This window comes from Lysobacter rhizosphaerae (genome assembly GCF_054779795.1).
This window is the reverse complement of the sequence record NZ_BAAGXO010000001.1, coordinates 632,953-654,380: the sequence shown is the minus strand read 5'-3', so window position 1 is coordinate 654,380 and position 21,428 is coordinate 632,953. Positions and strand designations below refer to the sequence as shown.

22 protein-coding genes, 4 tRNA genes and 1 other RNA gene are annotated in these 21,428 nt (G+C 65.9%); 10 read left to right on the top strand and 17 right to left on the bottom strand.

Annotation, left to right across the window (positions count from 1 at the left end):
• Positions 1–7 precede the first annotated feature (7 nt).
• Complete coding sequence (gene dnaX / locus ACYVGE_RS03050; RefSeq protein ID WP_460726909.1) at positions 8–1,777, bottom strand: DNA polymerase III subunit gamma/tau; 1,770 nt, start codon at positions 1,775–1,777, stop codon at positions 8–10.
• A 367-nt stretch (positions 1,778–2,144) separates the two neighbouring features.
• On the opposite strand from dnaX, the gene ACYVGE_RS03045 reads away from it, so the two are divergent.
• Together ACYVGE_RS03045 and ffs are read left to right on the top strand one after the other, a co-directional pair.
• Positions 2,145–2,237, top strand: a tRNA-Ser gene (locus ACYVGE_RS03045).
• A 72-nt stretch (positions 2,238–2,309) separates the two neighbouring features.
• Positions 2,310–2,406: signal recognition particle sRNA small type (gene ffs, locus ACYVGE_RS03040), an RNA gene on the top strand.
• A gap of 388 nt (positions 2,407–2,794) precedes the next feature.
• On the opposite strand, the gene ACYVGE_RS03035 is transcribed toward ffs, so the two are convergent.
• The 6 genes from ACYVGE_RS03035 to ACYVGE_RS03010 are packed head-to-tail and all read right to left on the bottom strand — an operon-like array spanning position 2,795 to position 6,557.
• A complete protein-coding gene (locus tag ACYVGE_RS03035) occupies positions 2,795–3,214 on the bottom strand; it encodes a molybdenum cofactor biosynthesis protein MoaE (protein WP_310051775.1) in 420 nt (139 codons plus the stop codon).
• A gap of 40 nt (positions 3,215–3,254) precedes the next feature.
• Positions 3,255–3,497: a MoaD/ThiS family protein gene (locus ACYVGE_RS03030; RefSeq protein ID WP_460726906.1), complete on the bottom strand. Its 243-nt coding sequence runs from the start codon at positions 3,495–3,497 to the stop codon at positions 3,255–3,257.
• The gene (gene moaC, locus ACYVGE_RS03025) at positions 3,497–3,985 is read right to left on the bottom strand and encodes a cyclic pyranopterin monophosphate synthase MoaC (protein WP_460726905.1); all 489 of its coding nucleotides are present in this window, start codon (positions 3,983–3,985) and stop codon (positions 3,497–3,499) included. Before moaC ends, ACYVGE_RS03030 begins: the two co-directional genes overlap by 1 nt.
• 42 nt (positions 3,986–4,027) lie before the next feature.
• Positions 4,028–5,056, bottom strand: coding sequence for a GTP 3',8-cyclase MoaA (moaA, locus tag ACYVGE_RS03020; protein WP_460726903.1), 1,029 nt, complete (start codon positions 5,054–5,056; stop codon positions 4,028–4,030).
• Entirely contained in the window at positions 5,053–5,808 is a 756-nt protein-coding gene (locus ACYVGE_RS03015) for an MBL fold metallo-hydrolase (RefSeq protein WP_460726901.1), read from the bottom strand. The genes moaA and ACYVGE_RS03015 overlap by 4 nt, the downstream gene beginning before the upstream one ends.
• Positions 5,808–6,557 carry a 3-deoxy-D-manno-octulosonic acid kinase gene (locus ACYVGE_RS03010; RefSeq protein WP_460726899.1) on the bottom strand — a complete coding sequence of 250 codons (750 nt, stop codon included), beginning with the start codon at positions 6,555–6,557 and terminating at the stop codon, positions 5,808–5,810. Before ACYVGE_RS03010 ends, ACYVGE_RS03015 begins: the two co-directional genes overlap by 1 nt.
• 22 nt (positions 6,558–6,579) lie before the next feature.
• Here ACYVGE_RS03010 and ACYVGE_RS03005 point away from each other — a divergent pair, with 22 nt between their 5' ends.
• Positions 6,580–7,638 carry a glycosyltransferase family 9 protein gene (locus tag ACYVGE_RS03005; protein WP_460726897.1) on the top strand — a complete coding sequence of 353 codons (1,059 nt, stop codon included), beginning with the start codon at positions 6,580–6,582 and terminating at the stop codon, positions 7,636–7,638.
• A 10-nt stretch (positions 7,639–7,648) separates the two neighbouring features.
• Positions 7,649–8,098, top strand: a complete 450-nt coding sequence (locus tag ACYVGE_RS03000) for a nuclear transport factor 2 family protein (RefSeq protein ID WP_460726895.1) — start codon at positions 7,649–7,651, stop codon at positions 8,096–8,098.
• 6 nt (positions 8,099–8,104) lie between these two features.
• On the opposite strand, the gene ACYVGE_RS02995 is transcribed toward ACYVGE_RS03000, so the two are convergent.
• Positions 8,105–8,512 carry a DUF6165 family protein gene (locus ACYVGE_RS02995; RefSeq protein ID WP_460726892.1) on the bottom strand — a complete coding sequence of 136 codons (408 nt, stop codon included), beginning with the start codon at positions 8,510–8,512 and terminating at the stop codon, positions 8,105–8,107.
• 148 nt (positions 8,513–8,660) lie between these two features.
• Here ACYVGE_RS02995 and ACYVGE_RS02990 point away from each other — a divergent pair.
• Positions 8,661–8,751 (top strand) — tRNA-Ser (locus ACYVGE_RS02990).
• 132 nt (positions 8,752–8,883) lie between these two features.
• Positions 8,884–9,588 carry a PP2C family protein-serine/threonine phosphatase gene (locus ACYVGE_RS02985; protein WP_310051754.1) on the top strand — a complete coding sequence of 235 codons (705 nt, stop codon included), beginning with the start codon at positions 8,884–8,886 and terminating at the stop codon, positions 9,586–9,588.
• Between the two features lie 8 nt (positions 9,589–9,596).
• Here the strand turns inward: ACYVGE_RS02985 and dnaQ are convergent, their stop codons facing one another.
• The 3 genes from dnaQ to ACYVGE_RS02970 form a co-directional block, all read right to left on the bottom strand.
• Positions 9,597–10,355 carry a DNA polymerase III subunit epsilon gene (gene dnaQ, locus ACYVGE_RS02980; RefSeq protein WP_460726890.1) on the bottom strand — a complete coding sequence of 253 codons (759 nt, stop codon included), beginning with the start codon at positions 10,353–10,355 and terminating at the stop codon, positions 9,597–9,599.
• 95 nt (positions 10,356–10,450) lie between these two features.
• Positions 10,451–10,915, bottom strand: a complete 465-nt coding sequence (rnhA, locus tag ACYVGE_RS02975) for a ribonuclease HI (protein ID WP_460726888.1) — start codon at positions 10,913–10,915, stop codon at positions 10,451–10,453.
• Positions 10,912–11,658: a methyltransferase domain-containing protein gene (locus ACYVGE_RS02970; RefSeq protein ID WP_310051746.1), complete on the bottom strand. Its 747-nt coding sequence runs from the start codon at positions 11,656–11,658 to the stop codon at positions 10,912–10,914. The genes rnhA and ACYVGE_RS02970 overlap by 4 nt, the downstream gene beginning before the upstream one ends.
• Before the next feature lie 52 nt (positions 11,659–11,710).
• On the opposite strand from ACYVGE_RS02970, the gene gloB reads away from it, so the two are divergent.
• The 4 genes from gloB to ACYVGE_RS02950 all read left to right on the top strand — a co-directional run bounded on the left by gloB (position 11,711) and on the right by ACYVGE_RS02950 (position 15,207).
• Positions 11,711–12,475, top strand: a complete 765-nt coding sequence (gloB, locus tag ACYVGE_RS02965; protein ID WP_460726885.1) for a hydroxyacylglutathione hydrolase — start codon at positions 11,711–11,713, stop codon at positions 12,473–12,475.
• Positions 12,472–13,737: a lytic transglycosylase domain-containing protein gene (locus tag ACYVGE_RS02960; protein WP_460726883.1), complete on the top strand. Its 1,266-nt coding sequence runs from the start codon at positions 12,472–12,474 to the stop codon at positions 13,735–13,737. The genes gloB and ACYVGE_RS02960 overlap by 4 nt, the downstream gene beginning before the upstream one ends.
• A 161-nt stretch (positions 13,738–13,898) precedes the next feature.
• Entirely contained in the window at positions 13,899–14,693 is a 795-nt protein-coding gene (locus tag ACYVGE_RS02955) for an enoyl-ACP reductase FabI (RefSeq protein WP_457095762.1), read from the top strand.
• A 136-nt stretch (positions 14,694–14,829) separates the two neighbouring features.
• Positions 14,830–15,207 carry a hypothetical protein gene (locus ACYVGE_RS02950; RefSeq protein WP_460726881.1) on the top strand — a complete coding sequence of 126 codons (378 nt, stop codon included), beginning with the start codon at positions 14,830–14,832 and terminating at the stop codon, positions 15,205–15,207.
• A 60-nt stretch (positions 15,208–15,267) separates the two neighbouring features.
• Here the strand turns inward: ACYVGE_RS02950 and ACYVGE_RS02945 are convergent, their stop codons facing one another.
• The 6 genes from ACYVGE_RS02945 to lon all read right to left on the bottom strand — a co-directional run bounded on the left by ACYVGE_RS02945 (position 15,268) and on the right by lon (position 21,392).
• A complete protein-coding gene (locus tag ACYVGE_RS02945) occupies positions 15,268–15,738 on the bottom strand; it encodes a hypothetical protein (protein ID WP_460726879.1) in 471 nt (156 codons plus the stop codon).
• A gap of 194 nt (positions 15,739–15,932) precedes the next feature.
• Positions 15,933–17,909 (bottom strand): peptidylprolyl isomerase, encoded by a 1,977-nt coding sequence (locus ACYVGE_RS02940; protein WP_460726877.1) that lies wholly within the window; start codon positions 17,907–17,909, stop codon positions 15,933–15,935.
• 199 nt (positions 17,910–18,108) lie between these two features.
• Positions 18,109–18,185 (bottom strand) — tRNA-Asp (locus ACYVGE_RS02935).
• 67 nt (positions 18,186–18,252) lie between these two features.
• Positions 18,253–18,327, bottom strand: a tRNA-Val gene (locus tag ACYVGE_RS02930).
• A gap of 132 nt (positions 18,328–18,459) precedes the next feature.
• Complete coding sequence (locus ACYVGE_RS02925; protein WP_187712483.1) at positions 18,460–18,732, bottom strand: HU family DNA-binding protein; 273 nt, start codon at positions 18,730–18,732, stop codon at positions 18,460–18,462.
• A gap of 218 nt (positions 18,733–18,950) precedes the next feature.
• Entirely contained in the window at positions 18,951–21,392 is a 2,442-nt protein-coding gene (gene lon, locus ACYVGE_RS02920; RefSeq protein WP_460726875.1) for an endopeptidase La, read from the bottom strand.
• Between the last annotated feature and the right edge of the window lie 36 nt (positions 21,393–21,428).

Genomic DNA, 21,428 nt, shown 5'->3' with positions numbered 1-21,428 from the left:
AAGGAAATTAATTCTCGTCGAAAGGACGGATCGAGTCCGGCACCAGCTTCGCGCCGTGCTGGGATATCAACCGCTGGACGTCCTGATCGTTCATGAAAGCGGCTTCTGCCGCCGTCTGGCGCTCATCGCGCGCGCGCTCGTTGCGTTCCCGCAACGACTCTCCCTGCGCGGGAGCATTCTCGAAGCGGATTTCCGGCGCGGCACCCAGTACCGGCGCCAATGCATTGGCCACCATCGCAGTCAATGCACTGGACTTGAGGTGCTCGTCCGAAGCCGGCAAGGCCAGGCGCAGCAGGGTGCCGTTGTAGCCGATGAAGACCGAATGCTCGGCGAGCAGACGGGCAGGACCGCGCAGGCCGCTGTTGGCGACCAGGGCGTGCCAGGCATCCGCATCCGCCAAGGCGGCGCCGGATGCGGCGGACTCTGACGCTGGCACAGCCATGCGTGGCGCCGGCACGTCGACGGGTGCCGGCGCCGGCGCCGGCGTTGGCGCGGGCACCGGTTCCGGCATGGCAGCCGGCGCGGCGACGGGTTCGCGCGGCGCAGGCGCGTGCGCTGCGATGTCGCGAGCCAATGCCTCGCGTGCGGCATTCGCCGCCGAGCGGCTCGTATCGGGTGCAGCCATCGCGGGCGCGCGCGGCGGCGCGGTTTCGCCACGGGTCGGTGTAGTCACGGACGGACCACGTGCGCCCTCGCCTTCCGCGGGACGGAACGCGAGCATGCGCAGCACGCTCATCTCGAAACCGGCGCGCGGGCTCGGAGCCAACGGCAGGTCACGACGGCCGTTGAGGGCCATCTGGTACCAGAGCTGCACGACCTCGGGACGCAACGCGGCAGCCAGCGCATCGATATCGACGCCCTCGCCGTCCACCGGGGCCTCCGGCACGAGCTGGCGCACCTGCACGCGATGCAGTGCATCGGCGAGCGCATCCAGCACCCCGCTCCAGTCGGGCGAGAATTCGGCCAGCACGCCCACTTCCGCCAACAAGGCGGGGCCATCGCCGCGGGCGAGCGCCGCCAGCAGCGCACCGACGCGCATGCGATCGACGGTGCCCAGCATCGTCGCCACCGCCGCGTCGTCGAGCTTGCCGCCCGTGTAGGCAATCGCCTGGTCCAGCAGCGAAAGGCCATCGCGCAGACTACCGTCCGCCGCCTTGGCGAGCTGGCGGATCGCAGCAGCGTCGGCCGGAATGCCTTCGGCCTCAAGGATGCGCGTGATCTGCCCGGTGATCTGCTGTTCGTCCAGGCGCTTCAGGTTGAATTGCAGGCAGCGCGACAACACCGTGACCAGCAATTTCTCGGGATCGGTCGTCGCGAACAGGAACTTCACGTGCTCCGGCGGCTCTTCCAGCGTCTTCAGCAGCGCGTTGAACGCCGCCTTCGACAGCATGTGCACTTCGTCGATCAGGTAGACCTTGTAGCGACCGCGCGATGGCAGGTACTGCGCGTTCTCGATCAGCTCGCGGACGTTGTCGACACCGGTATTGCTCGCCGCGTCGATTTCCAGCAGGTCGATGTAGCGGCCGGCATCGATGGCCCGGCAGGTCTCGCATTCGCCGCAGGGATCGGCCGAGGTGCCGCGTTCGCAGTTCAATGACTTGGCGAAGATGCGCGCAATCGTGGTCTTGCCCACGCCGCGCGTGCCTGTGAACAGGAAGGCATGGTGGACACGGCCCGAATCCAGCGCATTGGTGAGCGCGCGGACCACGTGCTCCTGCCCGACCAGTTCGGCAAAACGCTTGGGGCGCCACTTCCGGGCGAGGACGAGATAGGACATGTCGCCATTCTGCCGCGCCGCGAAGAACTTTGCCCGCTCCGCTGCCGCCCGCGAGAAACCCGCGCCGCGAAAAACTCTGTCCGTCTGGAGGTTGGAACGCGCCGCGGCGCGCGGGGGACCGCGCCGCGAAAAACTCTGCCCCGCCTGGAGGCTGGAACGCGCCGCAGCGCGCGGGGGACTGTGACCGCAGGCTTTTTATGGAACGCGCCGCAAAAAACCTTGCCCGCTCGGACACCGAAATGCGCCGCACCGCGCAAGGAGACTGCCCGCAGGCAGTCCCGTGGCTTGTTCGAAACCCGCCCGAAAGCTAGAATCTCGGACCCTGACGTCGGCCGGATGCCGTATTCAGGGCAGCGGTGCCAGGTGCGGAGAGGTGTCCGAGTGGTTGAAGGAGCACGCCTGGAAAGTGTGTAAGCGTCTAAACCGCGCTTCGGGGGTTCGAATCCCCCTCTCTCCGCCAGCCGCATCACAACAAGGTCGCGTGCAATGCGTGGCTTTGATCAAGCAATCCCAGCAAGTCTCTATGGTGGCCCCGTCGGCCCCTCGCGACGCTAGGTCGAAAACCCCGCCAGGGCCGGAAGGCAGCAACGGTATCGATCGACGCGGGTGCCGAGGCCAGCCGGCGGGGTCATCGCCCGTTTTGGGCTCCGCCCGAAAACGGCCCAGGATTCGCTTCGCAAATCCCGGGTCCCGCTATGTGCTTCCAATCCCCGCGGCTTCGCCGCGCCCCCTTACCAAGGGGGCTGTCCACCAGAACGATTTCCGCTCTGGGCTGGTCGCGGCTCGGACGCTGCGCGTGGAAATCCTAGGATTGCTTTGTAAATCCGGGTCCCGCTATGTGCTTCCGATCCCCGCGGCTTCGCCGCGCCCCCTTACCAAGGGGGCTGTCCACCAGAGCGATTTCCACTCTGGGCTTGTCGCGGCTCGGACGCTGCGCACGGAAATCCAAGATTCGCTTCGCAAATCCCGGTTCCTTATCAAGGGGGCTCTTCAACAGCGGGATTTTCGCCTCGGTCGTTACGGCTCGGGGTGCAGCCAGCCGGCGTCGCCTTCGCGGTAGCGTTCGTGCTTCCAGATCGGCACGCGCGCCTTCACCTCGTCGATGACGTAGCGACACGCGGCGAATGCCGCATCGCGGTGCGCGGCGCTCACGCCAACCCAGACGGCCAGTTCGCCGATCGCCAGGTCGCCCACGCGGTGCACGCAACGGGCGTCGATGATGTCGAATTTCTCCAGGGCCTCGCCCAGCACCTTCTCGCCTTCGCTTTCGGCGAGCGCGGCATAGGCTTCGTAGCGAAGGCCGTGCACGATGCGGTCCGCATTGTGATTGCGCACCCAGCCCTCGAAGCTGGCGTAGCCGCCGACGCGCTCATCCAGCAGGTTGGCGCGCAGGGTGGTGGTATCGAACGGCGTATCGGCAAGGGTGAAGCGTTTCATTTGCGGGCTCTGATTCGGAACATAGACCAAGCGCACTTCCTCACCCACCGCTCACCGGCGGAATGAAAGCGACTTCAGTGCCATCGCGTGGCGCCTCGTCCCATGCCGCAAAGTCGCCATCGACCGCCACGCGCAACTGGCGCGCCGGAAACGGCAAGGCGTGCCGCGCCTGCAGCTCGTTGTAGAGCGCACGCAGGTCGGGCGCTGCACTATCCACGACCTCGCAGGCGACACCCGACGCGTCGCGCAGTGCAGCGAAGTACAGGATCGTCATCCTGGCCATCACGCCTTCCCGAAATCGTGGCGGCCGCCGCTCTTGCGCAGCAGTTTCGCCGGCCCGACGAGGATGCGATGCGATAGCGCCTTGCACATGTCGTAGACCGTCAACGCGGCGATGCTTGCACCGGTCAGCGCTTCCATTTCGACGCCCGTGCGGTGGGTCGTGCGGACCACGCATTCGATGTTCAGGTCGCGCTCGCCGCTCCATTCCACGCTGATACGGCAGCCATCGATCGGCAGGGGATGACAGAACGGTATCAATTCGTGTGTGCGCTTCACGGCCATGGTCCCGGCAATGATCGCCGTCTCGACGACGCTGCCCTTGGCGCTTTTCATGCCGCTGCCACGCAGCAGTACCGCGACATCACCCGGGAAGCGTACCCGGCACGTGGCCGCAGCCTCGCGCGCCGTCAGCGGCTTGGCGGAGACATCCACCATCGCGGGGCGACCAGCGGGATCGACATGGGTAAGAACGCGGGCGGTTTTTTTCACCCGGTCATTCTGCGCTGATCGCGTGGCGGGCGGTAGCCGAGCTCAGCCGCCAACCAGGTACATCTCGACATGCTTGCGCGGTGCTTTTGCCTGACCCCGCAGTTCGCTGTACCGGTCCCTGCGCCGCGACCACTGCCCTTCCAGATGGCGGGCCAGCGCGTCGGCCCCTTGGGGAAGTACTGCTCGCAGATCGTGTCCGGTTCCCGCGAACAGGCAGGTGTACAGCTGTCCGTCGGCGGAAACGCGCGCCCGATGGCAGTCCCCGCAGAACGGCTCGCTGACGGAACTGACGAAACCCACCTCGCCCACGCCATCGGCGAAGCCGTATCGGGAAGCGACTTCGCCACGGTACTGCGCATCCAGCGGCCGCAGCGGCCATTGCGCGTGGATGCGGTCGCGCAGCTCGGCCGACGGCACCACGCGCTCGCGCCGCCAGCCGTTGCAGGTGCCCACGTCCATGTATTCGATGAAGCGGATGATGTGGCCATGCGCGCGCGCGAACGCCACCAGCGGCAGCACTTCACTCTCGTTGATGTCGCGCTGCACCACGCAGTTGAGCTTTACGGGCGCAAATCCGGCCGCCGTTGCGGCGTCGATGCCCCTGAGCACGTCCGCGACTTCACCGCGGCCACCCGACAGGTTGCGGAATAGCATCGGGTCCAGCGCGTCGAGGCTGACCGTTACGCGGTGCAATCCGGCCTCGCGCAGCGCACGTGCCTGCGGCGCCAGCAGCGAGCCGTTGGTGGTCAGTGCGATGTCGGTGAGTCCATCGATGGCGGCCAGCCGTGCAACCAGTTCGGGCAGGCGCTTGCGCAGCAATGGCTCGCCCCCGGTGAGGCGCAGTTTGCTCACCCCGGCCTGGACGAAGCCACGCACCAGTGTTTCGATCTCGTCGAACGACAGCCGCGACGCCGCATCGAAGCCGTAGTCCTCCGGCACCCGCTCCGCCGGCATGCAATACGGACAACGGAAATTGCAGGCTTCGATCACGGACAGGCGCAGATCGCGCAGCGGACGACCCAGCGCGTCGTGGACGCCGGTCGGGACGACGATGGCGGCTTCCCCTTTCACGGCTGCGCCCTGGGCGCGCTCGGATCGGCCAGGCCGATCACGTCGTCCGCTTTCGCCACGCGATGGCCGCGCGCGGCCAGGACTTCGCCTTCCTCGCGGCTGGCGTAGTGATAGAGCACGCAGCGCGAAAGCAACTCGGCAGGGTATTCGCGTTCGAGATCGTCGATGCCGCTGTGCGAGGGATTGCCATGCAGCGCGCAGTCGTGGGCGACCAGTTCGCCAGCGTTGGCGTACTTGGCCAGCTGCTCGGGAATCGGCCGCGTATCGCCCGTCCACACGACGCTGCCCTGGAGGCGCAGGCCGAAGGAAGTCTCGGGCCAGTGATGGCGCGTGGCGAACACCTCCAGCCGCACGCCGTCGTGCCAGAACGAAGCCCCGACCGGGATCACCTGGAAGGCGTCCCAGAAGTTCGCCCCGCCTTCGGCAAGAGGGTTGGGATAGTCGCCCACGCGCTGGTGCAGCAGGGGCACGAGTGCGGCGGGGACATAGAGGCGCACCCTGCCGCGCCTGGTTTCATCGAAGTAGCTGGAAACGAACAGGCGCTCGAAACCGGCAATGTGATCGAGGTGGGTGTGGGTGATGAACAACGCGCGCGGCGCTTCGCCGTACTGCGCGAGGTAGTGGCTCAGGCCTTCGTTGCCGCAATCGATCGTGAGCCACGGCGCGCCGTCGCGCTCGATCGTGGCCATCGCCGATCCCAACTGAACCGCTGACGCGTTGCCGACTCCCTGCAGTCGCAGACTCCAGCCCATCAAGTGCCTCGTGCCCAGACGCGGTCGTAGGCCGCGCGCAAACGGGCGAAATCCCGCTCTACTTCCTCGATGGGGCGCGCGCCGCGCAGTTTCAACAGCGAACGCTTCAGGCGCGCCAGGTTGCCTTCGCGCCAGCCGGTGGCGGGAATGCGCTGCTCGCCACGGTCGAGATCGATCACCCAACCGCGGCCGGTCGGGTCGAACAGCAGGTTGTGGGCGTTGAGGTCGGCGTGGTCCAGGCCGGCGCGATGGATACGGGCGATCAAGCGGCCGGCCTCTTCCCATGGCGCGCCGTCGCCAGCGACGACGGCACGGTCAGCCAGCGTGCGCACATCATCGATGCGCTCGATCAGGATGGCCGCACTGTAGAAATGGCCCTCGCGCCGGTAATACGCGGCGATCGGCCTCGGCACCGGCACGCCTTTGGCGGCCATCGCCCGGGTAAGGCGGAATTCGGCGAAGCTGCGGGTGCGGTTGGCACCTTGCCACCAGTAACGGTCACGGCTGAAATTGGCAGCCAGCCCGCCGCGCAGGTAGCAACGCAGGACACTCGAACCGAACGGCGCATCCACGAACCACGCGCCGCCACGGCCACCACTCGCAACCGGTCGGGCCTGTTCGCCCCAGAATGCCGGCAGGAACCATTCCGGCTTGGCTTGTCGCACGCGCGTGTTGTCGAACAGAATCGCGCCGTAGCCGCGCTCGTCGCGGAACGGCATCAATCCTTCGGCAGCGTCATAACCCGTCATCCCACCGAGTCTAGCAAGACCCATGCCGCAAGCACCCCTGTCGATCTGCCTGCTGCGCTTGTCCGCACTGGGCGATGTCACCCACGTCGTGCCGCTGGTGCGCACCCTGCAGGCTGCGTGGCCGCAGATCGCATTGACCTGGGTCATCGGCAAGGGCGAGCACCGGCTGCTGGAGGGACTGCCCGGTGTCGACTTCGTCGAGTACGACAAGAAGACCGGCTTCGCGGGCATGCGCGCCCTGCGCAGCCGGCTGCGCGAACGCACGGGCGGCCGCGGTTACGAGGTGCTGCTGCAGATGCAGGTGGCAGCGCGCGCCAACCTGCTGTCGGCCTTCGTTCCAGCCGAGCTCCGCGTTGGATATGACCGTTCCCGTTCCAAGGACCTCCACGGCCTCTTCATCAACGAGCGCATTCCCGACCGCCCCGGTCTCCATGTCCTGGATGCTATCGGCAGCTTCTGCGAACCGCTTGGACTCAAGCAGACGCAGGTGCGCTGGGACCTGCCGGTACCGGATGCCGCGCGCGAATGGGCGCATGCCCAGTGGATCGAGGACGGCTCACAGACGCTGCTGATCTCGCCCTGCTCCAGCCACAAACTGCGCAACTGGCAAGCAGACCGCTACGCCGCCGTCGCCGATCACGCCGCCGCGCGCGGCTGGCGCATCGTGCTTTGCGGTGGCCGCAGCCAGCTGGAGCGCGAAACCACAGATGCGATCCTTGCCGCCATGAAGGCCCCCGCCCTGGACCTGGTCGGCAAGGACACGCTCAAGCAGCTCCCTGCCCTGCTTGAACGGGCCGACCTGGTGATGACGCCGGATTCGGGCCCGATGCACATCGCCAACGCGATGGGGGCAAAAGTGCTGGGGCTGCATGCAGCGAGCAATCCCGCACGCAGCGGGCCCTATTCCGATCGTCGCTATTGCGTGGACCGCTACGACGACGCGGCCCGCAAGTACCTCGGCCGACCAGCATCGGAACTGAAGTGGGGCACCAAGATCGAGCACGACGGCGTCATGGAACTGGCGACCGTCAATGATGCGATCGCCGCATTCGAACGCTATGTCACGGACTACACGGACTGAAGGAGATCCAATGAACCTGGAAACGCTGATCGACAAGGACGCCATAGGCGACGTGATCCACGCGCTGTTCATCGGCACCGACAACCGCGACTGGGCGACGGTGCGCGCGGCACTGGCGCCGCGACTGCATGTCGACATGACCTCGCTGGTCGGCGGCGAGCCGTTCGAAGTCACCGGCCCTGAAATGGCAGCGACGTGGGAAACCGGCTTGCAGCCGATCCAGGCCGTGCATCACCAGGTCGGCAACCTGCGCATCTCGGTGGACGGCGATGCCGCGGAAGCCTACTGCTACGGCACGGCCACCCACTACCGGCCGACAGCCAGCGGCCGCAACCTGCGCACGTTCATCGGCAGCTATGACTTCCGCCTGGCGCGGATGGACGGCACATGGCGGATCACGCTGTTCCGTTTCAATCTGCGGGTGCTCGATGGCAACCTGCAGCTGGAAACGGACAGCTGAAAAGGCTTACGGCGCGGCGCCCGTCCTGTAGTCCTGGTAGGACTTCTCCTCGACATAGGCCGAGCCCAGTGCGAGGTTGATGTCCTTCTTGATGCGCGCGCGTTCGTCGTTCTCGAAGTAGACGCTGCGGGCGAGGCGGATGAATTCGGCATCGAATTCCTGCGCCTTTTCCTTGATGCGGATGTCGTCCTCGATCACCCACAGGCGCTCGTTCACGGCCTTGAGCGCTGCGCGCAGTTCCACGATGTCCTTGCCCGCGGCCGGGTGCCCCATCCAGGTCTGTTCCAGCGCCGAGAGCTCGTTGCGCACGTTGGCCAGCTTGGCCTCGTCGCTCATGCGCTCGGACTTGATCTGCAGGATGGCGATCTTGTCGAGCAGCTCACCAAAGGACACCGGAACCAGGATTTCGGACATGGGGGGAACCGTTTTGGGCCGGGCGCTTGCCGCGGCGGGAGGAGGAAGGGCGAGCAGACGACCCGACCTGCGAAGCGGACAGTTTAACTTCCCCGCCCGGAAACTTGCCGGGACTGGGCCCGGCACGTATCATTCGCGGCCCACTTCCGGAGAGGTGGCAGAGTGGTTGAATGTACCTGACTCGAAATCAGGCGTACGTTTATAGCGTACCGAGGGTTCGAATCCCTCCCTCTCCGCCAGATCGAGCAAAACGCCCCTTTCGAGGGGCGTTTTGCTTTTCGGCCGGGCGCGGCCGGCGCTTGCCTTTACGGCCGCTCCACCACGATTATCGCGTTCACCCTTCCGAAAGCCCTCCTCGCCCCGGTTTCCCAATGATCGAATTCGGACACCTGACGCATGTCGGCCTGCGTCGGGAACTCAACGAGGACACCTATTACGGGGACAGTGAACTGGGCCTGTGGCTGGTCGCTGACGGAATGGGTGGGCACGAATATGGCGAGGTCGCCAGCGCATTGGCCCGCGAGACCATCGTTCGTGAGATCCGCGATGGCACGCCGCTTGCCACCGCGATCCGCATCGCCGACGAGGAAATCATCCGCATCTCCCGGCGTCGCCACGACGCATTGCCCATGGGCACCACCGTCGTGGCCGCCCGCGTCAGCGGCGGCCGCTTCGAAGTGGCCTGGGTGGGCGACAGCCGCGTCTACCTGTGGCGCGACAACCAGCTGGTGCAGCTCTCCCAGGACCACAGCTACGTACAGGAGCTGATCGCCAACGGGGCGATCACCCATGAGCAGGCACGCAGCCACCCTCACCGCAACGTGGTGACGCAGGCGCTGGGCGTGACCGACCCGCGCAGCCTGAACGTCGAGACCATGACCGGCGAACTGCGCCCCGGCATGCAGCTGCTGCTATGCAGCGATGGCCTGACCGAGGAAGTGGAAGACCGCAACATCGCCAAGGTGCTCTCGCACAGCGATTGCAGCGCACAGGAATGCGTGGATGAACTGGTCGCGGCGGCGCTCGACGGCGGTGGCTCGGACAACGTGACCGTGGTGCTGGTCCGCAATCACTGAGCAGAGCTTCAGGCGGGAATGGCGGCCAGCTCGTCCAGGGCCGCCGCAGCCGATTGAGCCTCGTCGGCCCACGTATCCCACAACACCTTCCCCGCCTTCTTGCGCAACTGCGCGAGCCGGGCCTCGTGCGCCGCGGCGTCCGCCGTGTCCACGACGACGCGCGGACGCGGGACACGCAGGTCGACTTCGAACGCGACGGCCGCAGCGCCGGCCGCGGCCTCCGCCCCGGCTTCGAAACCGATTTCGCCCTGGCCGGACGTCAGCCCGATGAAGACCTCCGCCAGCAACTGCGCATCGAGCAGCGCGCCGTGCAGCTGGCGATGGGTATTGTCGACGTCGAACCGCTTGCACAGTGCATCCAGCGAGTTGCGCTGGCCGGGGAAGCGCTGGCGCGCGAGCAGCAGCGTGTCCTCGATGGTACAGCGGTCGGCGAGCGCACCGTACTGCGGGCCCAGCAGGCGCAGTTCGTTGTCGAGGAAGCCGACGTCGAAGGCCGCGTTGTGGATCACCAGTTCGGCGCCTTCGATAAAGGCGAGGAATTCATCGGCGACGGCGGCGAACAACGGCTTGTCGGCAAGGAACTCCAGCGTCAAACCGGTGACTTCCTGCGCGCCGGCTTCGAACTCGCGCTCGGGATTGAGGTAACAGTGGAAGGTGCGGCCAGTCGGGCGGCGCTCCACCATCTCGACGCAGCCGATTTCCACGACGCGGTTGCCGCTGGCCCAGCTCAGGCCGGTGGTTTCTGTGTCGAGGATGATCTGGCGCATCGGGCACTCTTGGCAGTTGCAGGTCGGAAGCTTAAGGCCTGGCGGCCAGCTGGAACGACGGGGTACAAAACGACGGGTTACAAATTCACAATCGCCTAAACGGCGACACCCTGCTTGAAACGCAGGGCTTGGTTGCGCGCCAGGACATCGACGCGCTCGTTGTCGGGATCGCCCGAGTGCCCCTTCACCCACTTCCATTCGATGCGGTGGCGGCCGGTGGCAGCGTGCAGGCGCTCCCATAGTTCCCGGTTCTTCACTGGGTCCCCGCCCGCGGTCTTCCAGCCGCGCCGCACCCAGCCCGGCATCCATTCCGTGATGCCCTGGCGCACGTACTGCGAATCCGTAAACAGGGTGACTTCGCAACCTTCGGACAGCGCTTCGAGCCCCGAAATCGCGGCCATCAATTCCATCCGGTTGTTGGTGGTCGCCGCTTCGCCGCCGACGACCTCGCGCTCGTGGCGGCCATAGCGCAGCAGCGCAGCCCAGCCGCCGGGTCCGGGGTTGCCGAGGCAGGCGCCATCGGTATGGACCTCGACCGACTTTCGTTGTGTTTGTGTCATTTACGGATTATCGCTGCCTGACGTCGCAGTTGTTCGGATCGCAGTTCTTCAAAACGCCATGACACGCGAGAGTGCGCGGCACCCTGCAGGCGGAAGCTGTGCTTGGGCGCCAGCGGCGTCAACGCATGGACGCGCTTGTTCACGCTCAGGGCGATGCCGGCGCGCAGCCAGTCGTTCATGCCGACGCCAACGTCGCCCCGATCCATGCGCCAACGAGGGCCCAGCCACTGCAGGTTCACCGAATCCAGTGCGAAACCGGCCCGTCGCAGCGAAGCCTGCCAACTACCGGTCACGCGGGCGTGCAGCCCGGTACGGCCCCAGCGTGCGCGGTACGGGCTCCAGGCGTTGAGCGTCGCCAGCCACAACGTGCCACCGGGAGCGAGGATGCGCTCGCATTCGCCCAGTAACTCATCGATGTCGAAGCCGTCGTCCACCGTGTGCTGCAGCAGGACGGCACCGAAACTCTCGTTGGCCAGTGGCAGCGGCAGGCTGCAGCGGAGTGCTCCCGTGAAGCGGAAGTCATCGAAATGCTCGCCATCCCGCCGCAGCAGCACGCCACGCCCGCCCGGCGCGTCCGGCGGCACGGCGCCCGGGACGCCCAGCCAGCACCAGGGCAGCGCGGGAATGCCGGCCAGCACCCGCGCCATGGCCGCGGCCTCGACCGCCAGCAGCCCCTGCCCGGCAGCACTGCCGAACCAGGCCAGCGGGCCTTCGGATTGACGGGTTGCGGCGAGCGGAGGCATGGTCGGATTGTGAGGGATCGCCGCACGGGATGGGTGCTCAACGGAGCCAAGCATGCAACTGCGTCCGCTGCCCGCGTTTGCCGACAACTACATCTGGACCCTGGCGGACGAGGCCGGACGGGCGCTGATCGTCGACCCCGGCGAGGCCGGACCGGTGCTGGCGGCCGCCGGGGAGGGTTTGCAGCCCATCGCCATACTGCTCACCCACCACCATCCGGACCACATCGGCGGCACGGGCGATCTCCTGCAAAAGTGGCCCGATCTGGCGGTCATTGCCCCGGATGACCCGCGCATCGGCCATGCCACCCGCCGCGTCGGCGAAGGCCATGGCGTCGAAATCGAGGGCTGGCGGTTCACGGTCATGGAAATCCCCGGCCATACCCTCAGCCATATCGCCTTCCATGGCGAAGGACTCGTGTTCTGTGGCGACACCTTGTTCAGTCTGGGCTGCGGCCGCCTGTTCGAGGGGACCCCCGCGCAAATGCTGGCCTCGCTCACAAAACTGGCAAATCTTCCCGGGGAGACCCTGGTCTGTTGCGGGCATGAGTACACGGTTAACAACGGCCGCTTCGCCAGCGTGGTAGAACCCGGCAACCTGGCGCTGCGGCGTCGTACCGAGGAAGCCCGGACCATGCGGGACCGTGGACTGCCTACCCTGCCCAGCACGCTGGCCAATGAACTGGCCACCAATCCGTTCCTGCGGATCGACGCCCCCGAAGTACGCCGCACCATCGAGGCGCGGCTTGGCCGTGGCCCGGCCGGCAGCGTCGAAGCCTTCGCCGAACTGCGGCGCTGGAAGGACGGGTTCACGTCATGACGGCCCGCGCCGCGGGACTAGCGCTGGCCCTGCTGCTGGCGGTGCCGGCATGCGCAAGCGCTGCCGACGCCGTCCTCACCGAGGCCGGGACCCGCAACGGCCGCGAGATCTACCAGCGCTTCCGGGAGGGCCTGGCCGACCCGGAGTGCAAGGACGAAGCCAGTGCACGCTGGCAGGCTCACTTCGCCCGTGCCCCCGGGCAACTGGCCGCGGGCAACGATGACGTGCTGCCACTGTTCGGCTACGTGGTGGATTCCGTCCGGGCGTCGCACCTGCCGACCGAATTCGCGCTGATTCCCTTTGTCGAAAGTGGCTACAAGCCAGGCGCACGCAGCCCGCAAGGGCCGGCGGGGCTGTGGCAGATGATCGCGGTGACAGCGCGCGACCATAAGGTGTCGATCCGGGCCGGTTACGACGGCCGATTGTCGCCGGTGGACTCCACCACGGCTGCGGTGCGCTACCTGAAAACCTTGTACGGAATGTTCGCCGGCGACTGGCGGCTGGCAGTGATGGCATACAACGCCGGCGAATATCGGGTGATGGGCGCCCTCAAGCGCGGCGGCCAGGTCGCACGCAACGCCACGCCGGAAACGCTCCCCGGCCTGTCGCCCATCACTCACGCGTATGTCCGCAAGCTGCACGCGCTGTCCTGCCTGCTCGAGCAGGCCGACGATCGCGAGGAATGGCTGCAGGCGCTCGATCGGCCCGTGCCGCGCCTGCAGTCCGTGACGGTGGCGGAGGGCGTCACCGACATCGCTGGCTGGGCCCGGCGCAGCGGGCAGGATGCCGCGCAACTGCAACGGCTCAATCCCGCCTTTACCGGCGGGCGGATCACTCGGGCCAACGGCAAGCCCGCGCACCTGCTGGCCGTGGCCGCTGCCGGGCCGGAGTCTTCCGCTTCGGGCGCGCTCGACGTCACCGCTTCCACGCCCATGGCAATGGCGGCTTCCGAGCCGCCTGCGCCCGGCACTGCTCTCGCGGACGTCGCCGTCCCCATAGCAGCGGCGGATAGCCCGCCATCCCAGGCCATGCCGACCGATACTCCCGCCCCTCCCGGGCCGCAGAGCACCGCGCGCCGCCACACCGTCCTGCGCGGCGAGAACGCCTCGAAGATCGCGGCGCGCTACGGACTGCGGACGGGCGTCCTGCTCGAGCGCAACGGGCTCGACGCCAGCAGCGTCCTGCGCCCCGGAACGGTGTTGCTGATCGATGCCGGCGCCACTGCCGGCGATGTGCCGAAGACGGCCGCCGCCACGCCCTGAAAACGCTGCCCTGAAACCGGTTGGGCCATGCCCAGCCTGAAACTCCGCGCCACCCGACTCCAGGGCTCCCTCCCGCCCGGCAGCAACAACCGGCTTCCACCCCTCCGCTACACTAGAGCCTTTGCTCAGCCGCCCCACGCGGCCAAACACGAGGACGAGTCATGGGTTTCCTGCAAGGCAAGCGCGCACTGATCACCGGCATCGCCAGCGAACGTTCCATCGCCAGCGGCATTGCCGAAGCCATGCATCGCGAAGGCGCGCAGCTGGCTTTCACGTATCAGACCGACAAGCTCAAATCCCGCGTCGAGAAGGCGGCCGAGGAGTACGGCAGCAACATCGTGATTCCGCTGGACGTAACCAGCGACCAGCAGATCGCCGACTGCTTCGCCGAACTGGGCAAGCACTGGACCGATGGCTTCGACATCCTCGTCCACGCCATCGCCTATGCGCCGCGTGAAGCGATCGCCGGGCAGTTCCTGGATGGCCTGACCCGCGAAAACTTCGCGATCGCCCATGACATCTCCGCCTACTCGCTCGCCGCGATCGCCAAGGCCGCGCGCCCGCAGATGCAGGGTCGCAATGGCTCGATCCTGACCCTCAGCTACCTCGGCGCGGAACGCGCGCTGGCCGGTTACAACGTGATGGGCGTGGCGAAGGCCAGCCTGGAAGCGACCGTGCGCTACCTTGCCTACAACCTCGGCCCGGAAGGCACGCGCGTCAACGCGATTTCGGCCGGCCCGATCAAGACGCTGGCGGCGGCAGGCATTGCCGGTTTCCGCAAGATCCTCGGCCATGTCGAGGAAAATGCGCCACTGCGCCGTACCGTCACCATCGAACAGGTCGGCAACGTCGCCGCATTCCTGTGTTCGGACCTGGCCGCAGGCGTGACCGGCGAAGTCACCTATGTCGACTCCGGTTACAACATCCTCGGCATGACCGGCCTCGACGTCGAGTAACGTCGCAATGACACGGAGCATGCGCCATGGGGCGCATGCTCTTTCGATGAACGCTCCCGGCTTCCTCGCCAGATCGATGATCGTGGCAATTGCATGCATGGCCGGTGCATGCAACCGCCCCACGCCAGACGTCGTCATGACGCAAGCCACCTTTGGCCTGTATCGAACCGAACAAGCCGGCCAGGCCATGTTCGAACCGACACGGGTGGTGCCGCTCACCGCCGGCCAGCAATATGGCTGGCTCATCCGTCTCCGGACGGACAGGTCCCGCATCCGATGGCGTGAGGAACTCACGCTTCCCTCTCCCCCGCGGACCTGGGGCAAGGAGAAGATCGGTACCCGCGTGCTTGCCGCGAGCAACCGATCCATCGTCACCGAGCGGGAAGTCCGCGCCGACAGCGGCTACATCTTCAACGCATGGAAGGTCGAACCGGGCGATCCCCCAGGGCACTACTCGATCACGGTATCCATCGAGGATGGTCCGTCGCGCAAGTTCGTGTTCGAGCTGAAGTAACCGATCGATCGGCACGGAAGCCGGTCCATGGACCGGCTTGTCACGCGACCTGCGATCCCGTCAGGGCAGCAGCGTTCCCTGATCCGCGATCGAGAGCCACTTATTGCCGTCATGGGTATAGGTGACGCTCGTGAGCGCATGTTGGCGGAAGCCGATGCGGGGAATGGCGTACACGGTGTCGTACAGGATGACCGCCGAGTGGCAGCCATCAACGACGCGATACAACTCGGTCCAGCTCCAGACCGCTTCGCGGTTGGCGAAATGCGAAGCCAGGGCCTGCTCGATGGCATCGATTCCGATGCGCTTGGCACCGCTGGCGAATACGGTGACGGCACGTTCATCGTGGCCGGCCAGCCACGTTTCCAGGTCGTAATCCCGGAACGACTCCATATCCACGCGTTGGGCAAGTTCGAACTGGCGGGCACAACCGGCCGCGTCCTGCGCGAAAGCCGGCGAAATGCTGATCGGTGCCGCAACCATCACGGCCAGCATCGCCAACACGCGACTACCACGGAATGACTTTGTCTTCATGGTGTTCTCCTTCGGGACGATTCCCGTCGCGACCATAAAGTGCGAGCGACCGCGGGTTAGAGGCCACTCCCGTGGGAATTCATTGGGCCAATTTGGCCGCCCGCGTCCGCGATGTGCAGGAGCTGCGAAAAAAGAAAAAGCCCGGCAAGGCCGGGCTTTTTCGTTCCGCGAAGGCTGCGTCGCGGTTACGTCGATCAGAGGTTCTGCTCGACGATCTTCACTTTCATGCCCTTGCGCAGCGACAGCACTAGCGCCTGCAGTTCCTCTTCGGCGGCTACGCGCGCCAGCTGGTCGCGCGTGCGGTCGCGTTGGGCCGGCGGCATGGCAGCGATGTCGCCAGGCTTGACGCGGTCGACGGTGAACAACACCACATTCCCGCCCTGCAACGTCATCTTGCCCGGCGTGACCTTGCCTTCTGCCGGGACGGCCGCGGCGAAGATGGCCTCGGACACTGCGGGATCCGGCACGGGCATGCCACGTTGTACGCCCGGGATCACGTTCGGCGGCGGCAGATTCTTCGACGCGGCGACCTGCGCCAGCGCCTCGCCACCGCGCAGGCGGGCCAACAGGGCGCCGGCTTCCTGTTCCGCTGCCTTGCGCGAGCGATCGGCATGCACGGCCGCGATCACCGCATCGCGAACCTGTGCGAGCGGCTGGGCGCGTTCGGGCGTATGCGCGGTGACACGCAGCAGCACGCTGTGGTTGGGACCGATCTCGATCGGATCGCTGACGGTGCCGTCCTGGATGCGCGTTTCGTCGAACGCCTGGCGCTTTACCGCCGTGGTGGCAAGGATTCCCTCATTGGAGTTGCGGGCGACCGGTCCCAGCGTGCGCACGGGCAGCTTCAGCTCGCTCGCGGCCGGGCCCAGCGACGACGGGTTCTTCAGGACCAGGTCGACGAGCTTGCCGCTGACGTCGTTGAACGCACGCTCGCGCGCGGCCTCGCTTTCCGTGCGCAGCAACTGTTCGCGCACCACTTCGAAGTCCTGCTGCTGCGCGCTCTTGACCTCGCGCAGCTGGATGATGTGCCAACCGAAGCTGGTTTTTACCGGCTCGCTGATCTCACCCGGCTTGAGCGCGAACATGACCTTGTCGAATTCCGGGACCATCACGCCCTTGGCGTTCCAACCCAGGTCGCCACCGCTGTCCTTCGAGCCCGGGTCGTCGCTGTTGGCGCGTGCAAGCGCTGCGAAATCCGCGCCTGGAGCCTTGGCCTGCGCGTAGATCTGCTTCGCCTTGGCTTCAGCGGCCTTCTGGGCCGCGGCGTCGGCCTTCTCATCGACCTGGATCAGGATATGCGAGGCCAGTCGCTGCTCCTGTTCGACAAACTGCTTCTTTTCCTGCTCGAAGCGCGCGCGCAAGGCCGCATCATCAGGCGCAGCCACCGGCAGCTCTGCTGCATTGACCTCGACATACTCCAGCGACACCGTTTCCGGCGCACGGTACGCGGCAGCATGCGTGTCGTACCACGTCTTGATCTCCGCATCGCTCACCGGGGCGGTATCCGCGGCGGGAGGCGGCAACAGCAGCACGCTGGCGTCGCGGGTTTCGTACATCAACTGGAGCAGCCTGTCCGTTTCCGCCGGGGTATAGAAGCTGCTCTTGTCGATCGCGACATTCACGAGCGACTGCTCAAGGCCCTCGCGCACCAGGCGCTCGAACTGCTTTTCGGTCTGCGGCGGAATCTGGGAGGACAGTGCCAGGCGGTAGCGGTCGTAGTTGAACTTGCCATCGACCTGGAACGCCGGGATGCCCATTACTTCCTTCTGCACCATCGCGTCGCTGACGGTGACGCCGGCCGAGCGCGCAGCGAGCTTCTGCACACTCAGGTTGATCATCTGGTCGAGGATCCGGCGCTTGTTTTCAGCGCTCTCGAACTCCCTGGCATCGAATGCCTCGCCCTGTTGCGCACGCAGCTGCTGGCGCGCGCGCTCGAACTGGCTGCGGAATTCTTCGCGGGTGACGTCCTCATGGTCCCACAGTGCCGACGCGGGCCACCAGGACGGCGCCGACGCCCACCACGACGGCGGCGCTTCGACGCGCGCGGCAAAGTCTTCGTTGCGCTGGACCTGGTACTGGCTGATGCCGAAGGGAACCAGCAACAGGGCAATGAACCCGAGGATCACGGTGGCGATCCAGCCCGAGGTTTTTTCGCGAATGGCTTGCAACATGGGATAACCAACAAGGGCGATAACGTAGCCGCGCAGTGTAGAGCCGGTCTTGACCCGCCGTCGAGCGCCATGGATTTCGCCCAGGCAATCCGTCCCTGCGGTGGCGAATGCATGAGGAACCGCCCCGCCAGGCGCCATCCCGCATTTGCGGGACGCAAAAAGCAGAACGCCCGCATTTCTGCGGGCGTTCCGGGATAAATGGCGGAGTGGACGGGACTCGAACCCGCGACCTCCGGCGTGACAGGCCAGCATTCTAACCGACTGAACTACCACTCCGCGCTGAGCCGAAAATAATACAGATCAGAACCGAACTGCGCAACACCCGATCTGAAATTCTCGAACCTGGTGGGTGCTGAGGGTTTCGAACCCCCGACCCTCTCCGTGTAAAGGAGACGCTCTACCGCTGAGCTAAGCACCCGGGCCGCGAATCATAGCGCAGCGCGGGCGATGCGACGATCACGGCCGACAAGGCGAGCATGGGAAGCGGGATTGCCGCCAACAAAAAGCCCGGCGAGTGCCGGGCTTCGTGCAGGCAACGCCGAGGCGTTGATCAGTTGACCGCGTCCTTCAGTGCCTTGCCGGCCTTGAACGACGGGTTCTTCGACTTCGCGATCTTGATCGTTTCGCCAGTCTTCGGATTGCGGCCTTCGCGTGCGGCGCGCTCGCGCACCTGGAAGGTGCCGAAGCCGACGAGGGTGACCGCGTCGCCCTTCTTCAGCGCCTTGGTGATGACACTGATGGCGGCGTCGACAGCCTTGGCGGCATCGGCCTTGGAAAGTTCGGCAGCGTCAGCGACGGCGCTAACAAATTCGCCCTTATTCATTCGTATGGACTCCCTGTGCGGCAGATCGCCGCGATGTACTGATAACCGGACAGCCGATTGTGTAAATCGGCTACCGATCGAGTGGGCCGCATGATTGCGCTGGCTCAGCAGCAACGCGGCTGGCGTCGTTATACCAGCGCGGTTGCGGGGGCCGCAAGCTGAGAGCAAGCAATGGTGCGGGCTTCAGGGCGATTGGGATGCGGGGCCAGGCGTCGACATCAATGCTTGACGTCCACCTGCGCCGCCGACTGCACGCCATCCGGCACCGGCAGTTCGCCCGGCGGAATCGCGGGCGTCGGGGTCACCGGCCGCTCCAGCGCGACATCGAGCACTTCGTCGATCCACTTCGCGGTGACGATCTTCATGCCCTGCGTCACGGCCTTGGGCAGGTCGGCCAGATCCTTCTTGTTCTCGTCCGGAATGATCACCGTGCGAATGCCGCCGCGCAGGGCCGCCAGCAGCTTTTCCTTCAAGCCACCGATCGCGAGCACCTTGCCACGCAGGGTAATTTCGCCGGTCATCGCGACATCTGCCTTGACCGGGTTCTTCGTCAGCATGGACACGAGGGCCGTGGCCATCGCGATGCCCGCACTCGGCCCGTCCTTCGGCGTCGCGCCTTCGGGAACATGGACATGAATGTCATGCTTCTGCAGGAAGTCCAGGTCGATGCCCAGGCGATCGGTCCGCGCGCGCACGACCGACAAGGCGGCCGAAGCGGACTCCTTCATCACTTCGCCGAGCTGGCCGGTGAGCAGCAGTTGCCCCTTGCCGGGCACCAGGGTCGACTCGACCTGCAGCAGATCGCCGCCCACTTCGGTCCACGCCAGGCCTGTTACCAGGCCGATTTCGCTCTGTTCCTCGATGCGGCCGAAGTCGAAGCGGCGCACGCCCAGGTACTTGTCGAGGTTCTTCGAGGTCACGGTGACGGGCTTGGCCTTGGCGCCCGCCTTCTTTGCCTTGGCGGGGCCGGCAAGCGCGATCTCCTTCACCGTCTTGCGGCAGATCTTGGAGATCTCGCGTTCCAGATTACGCACGCCGGATTCGCGCGTGTAATAGCGCACGATGTCCTGCACGGCGTCTTCCGCGATCTTGATTTCTTCCGGCTTCAGGCCGTTCGCCTTGATCTGCTTGGGCAGCAGGTAGCGCATGGCGATGTTGAGCTTCTCCTCCTCGGTGTAACCCGGGATGCGGATCACTTCCATGCGGTCGAGCAACGGACCTGGAATGTTCAGCGAATTGGACGTCGCCACGAACATCACTTCGGACAGGTCGAGGTCGACTTCGAGGTAATGGTCGTTGAAGGCGGTGTTCTGCTCGGGATCGAGCACTTCCAGCAATGCCGAGGACGGATCGCCGCGGAAGTCCATCGACATCTTGTCGATCTCGTCCAGCACGAACAGCGGATTCTTGCTGCCGATCTTGTTGAGGTTCTGCACGATGCGGCCCGGCATCGAGCCTACGTAGGTGCGGCGGTGGCCGCGGATTTCAGCTTCATCGCGCACGCCGCCCAGCGACATGCGCACGAACTTGCGGTTGGTCGCCTTTGCGATCGACTGGCCCAGCGAGGTCTTGCCCACGCCCGGCGGGCCGACGAGGCACAGGATCGCGCCCTTCATCTTCGCCACGCGCGACTGCACGGCAAGGTATTCGAGGATGCGTTCCTTGACCTTTTCCAGGCCGAAGTGGTCGGCATCGAGCACATCCTGCGCGGCCTTGAGGTCCTTGCGGATCTTGGTGCGCTTTTTCCACGGCACGCCGAGCAGCCATTCCAGGTAGTTGCGCACGACGGCCGCCTCCGCGGACATCGGCGACATCTGCTTGAGCTTGTTGAGTTCGTTGCGCGCCTTGGCTTCGACCGGCTTGGGCATCCCGGCTTCGGCGATCTTGCGGGTCAGTTCGTCGATGTCATTGGGCGCGTCGTCGATCTCGCCGAGCTCCTTCTGGATCGCCTTCATCTGCTCGTTGAGGTAGTACTCGCGCTGGCTCTTTTCCATCTGCGACTTCACGCGGCCGCGGATGCGCTTCTCCAGCTGCTGCACGTCGATTTCACCGTCGACGAGGCCGACGAGTTGTTCCAGGCGCGCACCGACGGAGTGGCTTTCCAGGAGCTTCTGCTTGTCGCTGAGCCGAACGCCCAGGTGCGCGGCGATCGTGTCGGCAAGGCGACCCGGCTCGTCGATGCCCGCCAGCGTCTGCATGAGTTCCGGCGGCAGCTTGCGGTTGGTCTTCACGTACTGCTCGAACAGCCCCATCAACGAACGGGTAATCGCATCGAGTTCGCGCTCGTCCCGGTCCATCACGGGATCAACGACCTGCGCATTGCCGGCGAGCGCGCCATTGCTCTCGCCGACCTGGTCGACGATTACGCGCGATACGCCCTCCACCAGCACCTTGATCGTGCCGTCCGGGAGCTTGAGCAGTTGCAGCACCTGGGCCAGCGTGCCGGTTTCGTACAGGTCCTTGCCCGACGGGTCGTCGGTCTCGGCGGAGCGCTGGGCCACCAGCAGGATCCGCTTGTCGGACTCCATCGCCAGGTCGAGCGCGCGGATCGACTTGTCGCGGCCGACGAAGAGCGGAATCACCATGTGCGGAAAGACCACGACGTCCCGCAGCGGCAGCACCGGCAAGTTCATCGTTTCGCGGTCGGAAGAGACAGTCATGGCAACTCCAAGGAGATCAGGCGGACGCATTGGGTG

What these genes read in the sequence shown, in the direction of transcription:
- ACYVGE_RS02925 (WP_187712483.1), bottom strand. Translation starts at nt 18,732, where the DNA reads ATGAATAAGGGCGAATTTGTTAGCGCCGTCGCTGACGCTGCCGAACTT.
- ACYVGE_RS02995 (WP_460726892.1), bottom strand. Translation starts at nt 8,512, where the DNA reads ATGTCCGAAATCCTGGTTCCGGTGTCCTTTGGTGAGCTGCTCGACAAG.
- ACYVGE_RS03010 (WP_460726899.1), bottom strand. Translation starts at nt 6,557, where the DNA reads ATGACGGGTTATGACGCTGCCGAAGGATTGATGCCGTTCCGCGACGAG.
- ACYVGE_RS03035 (WP_310051775.1), bottom strand. Translation starts at nt 3,214, where the DNA reads ATGAAACGCTTCACCCTTGCCGATACGCCGTTCGATACCACCACCCTG.
- ACYVGE_RS02955 (WP_457095762.1), top strand. Translation starts at nt 13,899, where the DNA reads ATGGGTTTCCTGCAAGGCAAGCGCGCACTGATCACCGGCATCGCCAGC.
- dnaX (WP_460726909.1), bottom strand. Translation starts at nt 1,777, where the DNA reads ATGTCCTATCTCGTCCTCGCCCGGAAGTGGCGCCCCAAGCGTTTTGCC.
- ACYVGE_RS02985 (WP_310051754.1), top strand. Translation starts at nt 8,884, where the DNA reads ATGATCGAATTCGGACACCTGACGCATGTCGGCCTGCGTCGGGAACTC.
- lon (WP_460726875.1), bottom strand. Translation starts at nt 21,392, where the DNA reads ATGACTGTCTCTTCCGACCGCGAAACGATGAACTTGCCGGTGCTGCCG.
- dnaQ (WP_460726890.1), bottom strand. Translation starts at nt 10,355, where the DNA reads ATGCGCCAGATCATCCTCGACACAGAAACCACCGGCCTGAGCTGGGCC.
- ACYVGE_RS02970 (WP_310051746.1), bottom strand. Translation starts at nt 11,658, where the DNA reads ATGCCTCCGCTCGCCGCAACCCGTCAATCCGAAGGCCCGCTGGCCTGG.
- gloB (WP_460726885.1), top strand. Translation starts at nt 11,711, where the DNA reads ATGCAACTGCGTCCGCTGCCCGCGTTTGCCGACAACTACATCTGGACC.
- ACYVGE_RS02960 (WP_460726883.1), top strand. Translation starts at nt 12,472, where the DNA reads ATGACGGCCCGCGCCGCGGGACTAGCGCTGGCCCTGCTGCTGGCGGTG.
- ACYVGE_RS02950 (WP_460726881.1), top strand. Translation starts at nt 14,830, where the DNA reads ATGACGCAAGCCACCTTTGGCCTGTATCGAACCGAACAAGCCGGCCAG.
- ACYVGE_RS03015 (WP_460726901.1), bottom strand. Translation starts at nt 5,808, where the DNA reads ATGGGCTGGAGTCTGCGACTGCAGGGAGTCGGCAACGCGTCAGCGGTT.
- ACYVGE_RS03005 (WP_460726897.1), top strand. Translation starts at nt 6,580, where the DNA reads ATGCCGCAAGCACCCCTGTCGATCTGCCTGCTGCGCTTGTCCGCACTG.
- rnhA (WP_460726888.1), bottom strand. Translation starts at nt 10,915, where the DNA reads ATGACACAAACACAACGAAAGTCGGTCGAGGTCCATACCGATGGCGCC.
- ACYVGE_RS02945 (WP_460726879.1), bottom strand. Translation starts at nt 15,738, where the DNA reads ATGAAGACAAAGTCATTCCGTGGTAGTCGCGTGTTGGCGATGCTGGCC.
- ACYVGE_RS03000 (WP_460726895.1), top strand. Translation starts at nt 7,649, where the DNA reads ATGAACCTGGAAACGCTGATCGACAAGGACGCCATAGGCGACGTGATC.
- ACYVGE_RS02940 (WP_460726877.1), bottom strand. Translation starts at nt 17,909, where the DNA reads ATGTTGCAAGCCATTCGCGAAAAAACCTCGGGCTGGATCGCCACCGTG.
- ACYVGE_RS03030 (WP_460726906.1), bottom strand. Translation starts at nt 3,497, where the DNA reads ATGGCCAGGATGACGATCCTGTACTTCGCTGCACTGCGCGACGCGTCG.